Here is a 930-nt window from a genome sequence, read left to right on the forward strand (position 1 = left end):
AGGGGGATTAGCTCAGCTGGGAGAGCACCTGCTTTGCAAGCAGGGGGTCGTCGGTTCGATCCCGTCATCCTCCACCAAGTACTTTGAAAGTGCAAACGTAAGCCGGTCAACAAGACTGTGGTTTAGGTTTGATCTTTTAGCGATCAAAGCTGTTTCGTTCTTTAACAATCTGGAAGAAGTAAAGATTATTTATTGATCGGTTTGCCGTAAAACGCAGATCGATGGGTAATGATTGTATGTATCAACAAACAAGCAACAACGTTGTACTTTCTTATCCCTGTAGCGCTCTTTGATGACCTCGGTGATCAGAGGCTAACGTTATAGGGACAAGCGAATAAGTGCACATGGTGGATGCCTTGGCGATTACAGGCGATGAAGGACGTAGTAGCTTGCGATAAGCTGCGGGGAGTGAGCAAACACACTTTGATCCGCAGATTTCCGAATGGGGCAACCCACCCTTTTAGGGTATTGCATACTGAATACATAGGTATGCAAGGCGAACGCGGCGAACTGAAACATCTAAGTAGCTGCAGGAAAAGAAATCAACCGAGATTCCCAAAGTAGCGGCGAGCGAAATGGGAAGAGCCTGTACGTGATAGTCGGACCGATAACAGAATCCTCTGGAAATAGGAGCCATAGCGGGTGATAGCCCCGTATGTGAAATCGGACCGGTGGTACTAAGCGTACGACAAGTAGGGCGGGACACGTGACATCCTGTCTGAATATGGGGGGACCATCCTCCAAGGCTAAATACTCGTAATCGACCGATAGTGAACCAGTACCGTGAGGGAAAGGCGAAAAGAACCCCGGAAGGGGAGTGAAATAGATCCTGAAACCGTGTGCATACAAACAGTAGGAGCGGACTTGTTCCGTGACTGCGTACCTTTTGTATAATGGGTCAGCGACTTACATTCAGTGGCAAGGTTAACC

Annotated in this window: 1 tRNA gene and 1 rRNA gene; both read left to right on the forward strand. The window is 48.3% G+C overall.

Annotation, left to right across the window (positions count from 1 at the left end):
* The first annotated feature begins 1 nt into the window (after position 1).
* Positions 2–77 (forward strand) — tRNA-Ala (locus AC1RBA_RS27910).
* Between the two features lie 247 nt (positions 78–324).
* Positions 325–930: ribosomal RNA gene (locus tag AC1RBA_RS27915) — 23S ribosomal RNA — on the forward strand; the annotation flags it as partial.

The organism is Janthinobacterium sp. GW823-FHT03B06, from assembly GCF_058796955.1.